Source organism: Robiginitalea sp. (genome assembly GCF_049588695.1).
Taxonomy (GTDB): domain Bacteria; phylum Bacteroidota; class Bacteroidia; order Flavobacteriales; family Flavobacteriaceae; genus Robiginitalea.
This window is the reverse complement of record NZ_JBAVZJ010000394.1, coordinates 1-3,539: the sequence shown is the minus strand read 5'-3', so window position 1 is coordinate 3,539 and position 3,539 is coordinate 1. Positions and strand designations below refer to the sequence as shown.

Genomic DNA, 3,539 nt, shown 5'->3' with positions numbered 1-3,539 from the left:
CTCGTATACATTGCCCTCTTTTTCCCGACGAATGGCAGGAATTTGTGGTGAATCATTTGTTTTTTGTGGCGAAAGCATGCAGTTATCTCTTTTCTTAAATCTGCAGCTTATATGTCAATCCACCACTGACTACCCAAAAGAAAGATCCGGATTCCAGGAGGTACTCCTGCCGTCCTACCCCGAACTGGGCGAGATACAAATGGCGTCCTTTCCCAGGCCCGAACTGATATTCAAAAAACAATTGCTGGGATTCGAGAAATAATACAGATTCAGCCTGCAACACCCCGCCATTGAAGAGTTGCCTGAGCTCCGGACTATATCCGAATGAGGCTGTAAGGCCGAGATAGTTGAAATTGTTGGTCAGGTATTTTCTCACCGTCATACTTCCGGAACCTACAGGCCCCCGCCCTCCTACTATACTCAGATAGGGCCTGATATTCATGTAGTAATTTCCCCTGTACAATCCCACCGAAGCGGTAAGCAGTGTGGCCTGGACCGTCCTGAAATCCAGATATCGGGCTCCAAGAGAGGTCTCCATAGCCTTTGGGAGGTTGGCATAAAGTTCCAGGGCCCCTTTGTGGTTGGGGTACAACTCCGAGTCTGAATACCCATAGTTCGCATAGGCGTAAAAGGTATTCGATATCGTAGGATATAGATCCAGGTCGTACTGGAAAGCGTCCTCCCCAAAGCGATTGCTGTAATTCAACCTGGGGATAATCTTGCCGTATTTCGTCCTTCGTTGATATTCCAGGCTGGTATACAACATGGGATCGTAATATTGGTCAAAGGCTTCCAGGCGGTTCGAAATTGAAATCCGATTGTTGTAAGAGACAGCGGGCTCTTCCCCCCCCCCGGTTTCATCTGCTTCGAAGGTGCCCAAAATTTCAGCCCTGAGTTTACTCACGGCGGCATTCTCCCCAAGGAAGTTGAGTGCCTTATTGGCCAGCCCCAGTGCAATTGACCTGTTTCCAGCCTGCCGTTCATTGTATATTGCCGATACCCAGGCATCTTCATTGACCCGATCTCTGGACGTCACCCTGTTCAGGTGCCTTCGGGCCCTGGAAAAATCTCCCTCCCAACGGTACGTGTTGGCCAAAAGCGTCTGAGCGTCTGAATACCTGGGGTACTCTTCAAGAATTTCGGTCAGCAGTTGACGCGCCTCACGGGAGTTCCCCTCAAAGGCGAATTTCCGGGCTTTAAGAAATTCGGCTTCAGGATTCTCAGCCTCTTGCCCAAATATTCCCGTAAGGGGAAAGCAGACCAGAAAGACTACAAAAATGACCAGATTCAATCGTTTGTTTTTCATCGGTTTGTTTTTCAATGGGACTCAGGACCCCTCAGGATTGTCAATTTTGACCTCATCGTCTTTTGGAAGTAACTGAAGCGCTGTTGAGGCTGCCCGATGCAGTTTTTCATCGAGTATTTTGCGATCCCTTATATTCCTTTCGATAAGAGGGGCCAGCGACTTACTGCGGTCCGGATCCCCAGCCCAGAAATAAGTGTCGAGCAATGCCGCATAGGCATCGCTGTAATGGGGATGCTTGGCAATAGCTCTTTGCAAAACACTTTCAGCTTGTATATAAGCACCATCCCAGGCGAGAATACGACCCAGCAGTACCTCCGCATCCACATATTCCGGAACCTCTGACAAAATATACCGGCAAAGTTCCTTAGCCTGCTCCCGTTCTCCTTTGTGCGCCAATTCCCGGGCATAGGCAAAAGCCTTATCCAAATCGGCTCCGGGTATTGCACTTTGAATCTGAAGCCATTCTTTTCTTTCGGGTTTGGTGTATGTGAATTGAACCTTATAGGGCTGTGCAGTCTGATCGGTCATAAAAGAAGCGTTCCAAGAAGTCCCATGGCTTTGTACCGGTAATTGAAAGGGTGATCCCGGAGTTTGTTCCACACCGCTGATTCGCTCTGTTTCCTGTCTATAGATATCTACAAGGGGGTCGAGTTCCATACTTGTATCTGCATACAAATCTTCCGGGTCTTTCACATCCAGCATATTTTCAAACCACTCCCCGAAGAAGTATTTGGTCTTGTTTTCAGAAAGGGGTTGAGCCCTCTCGAGCATAGTAGCCAGAAATAGCGAAAATATTGCCAGGGTAAAAGGATATACCCGACCCATCCATTGTTGCATCGGCGCGCTCCCTTTATACAGACCGTAAAAACCTAAACCTGTTAAAGAAAATAACAGCAAAACCGTCTGTAAATCAGGCCAAGAGGTACTAAAAACTGCTATAAAGACCTTTAAGCCAGGCACCGGCATTTCGTAATGCGATAAAAAGTAAGCAGTCAGGCCACTCTCCAAAAAGAGCAGGCCCGAGAGGATTATCCCGGAAAAATAAAGGCCATATCGGGGCTTAAGGGCTTCCAGGGCGTTAAATGCAAAATACAGGAAAAGCGACAACAGGGCCGTGAAGCCGAGGTGATGTGCTGAAAGTATAATCAGGTTGCGCGAGGCAAAGGAGTCCAGCACCCCTTCAGCATACAGGCGATACTGCTGGTATACCCCGAGTAAAAGCAGGCAGGCGTAAAACGCCAGGATAAGGCGGGTATAATCTCCCATCCCTTTCCGCGAGGCTCTTATTTGCTGATGTAGGTCCTGTTCCATTGTTTTATGCTTTGGCAAATCCCTTGCGGACCTGGGTACCCCATCCCGCACGAACTCTGAATAATTTTTTGTAATTCCCCAGGACCGAAGACCAGACCACGATAGGTTGAAATAGAATCGGTTCAAGAAAAGCGCAGCCGATCAGGATAAAAATGTCCCTGGTGCGCTGGTACTGATTATATGACCAGACCTCCCATAAAATGGCATAAAGTGAAAACACTACGGCAAAGGAGTAAACGGTCAGGGTAATGGCCAGGAAAAACTCAAAGTAAAGAATACCCAGGCCCCAAAAGAGCAATACGGTCAGAAAGCCAAAAAACTCCAGTAATGGGGACAACCACTCGTAAAAAAACCAATAGGGGTAACTCAACATTCCCAGTCTTCCAAAACGGGGGTTGAATAACATATCCCGATGCCTCCGAAGGGTTTCCAAAGTACCCCGAGACCACCGGTCGCGCTGATTCACGAATGTTTTAAGATTTTCCGGAACTACTGTCCAGCAGAGTGGATCAGGCAGGTATTCAATGGTATAAGGCAACCCTTTTTCGTGCATATGCCGGCGCATACGAAAGACAATTTCCATATCCTCTCCTACCGTGCCGGTATCAAATCCGCCCACATCTATAGCCACCTGTCGATCAAAGAAACCGAAGGCACCTGAGATAATCAACAAGCTATCCAGGCGTCCCCATCCCATTCTGCCGAGGAGAAAAGAACGGGTATATTCCAAAAGCTGAAACCGGGCCAGCCAACTTTTTGGGAGGCGCACTTCTTCCATTTTACCCTCATCGATTTTACAGGAATTCGCCACCCTCAAGACACCTCCTACAGCGATAACTTTTTTTCGGGACCTTTGGTAAAACGCCCGAACCACATGCAGCAGGGCGTCGGGATGCAGCAGACAATCCGCATCAATACATCC

3 protein-coding genes are annotated in these 3,539 nt (G+C 48.2%); all 3 read right to left on the bottom strand.

Translation table 11 applies throughout. The annotated features are described in order from the left end of the window. Window positions 1–94: 94 nt before the first annotated feature. On the bottom strand, window positions 95–1,306 hold the full coding sequence (locus WBV75_RS09290) for a YaiO family outer membrane beta-barrel protein (protein WP_424120347.1): 1,212 nt from the start codon (window positions 1,304–1,306) through the stop codon (window positions 95–97). Window positions 1,307–1,327: 21 nt separating this feature from the next. Beyond that, entirely contained in the window at window positions 1,328–2,617 is a 1,290-nt protein-coding gene (locus WBV75_RS09285; RefSeq protein WP_424120346.1) for a hypothetical protein, read from the bottom strand. A 4-nt stretch (window positions 2,618–2,621) separates the two neighbouring features. Further along, a partial coding sequence (locus tag WBV75_RS09280; RefSeq protein WP_424120345.1) for a glycosyltransferase family 2 protein occupies window positions 2,622–3,539 on the bottom strand: 918 nt, incomplete at its 5' end.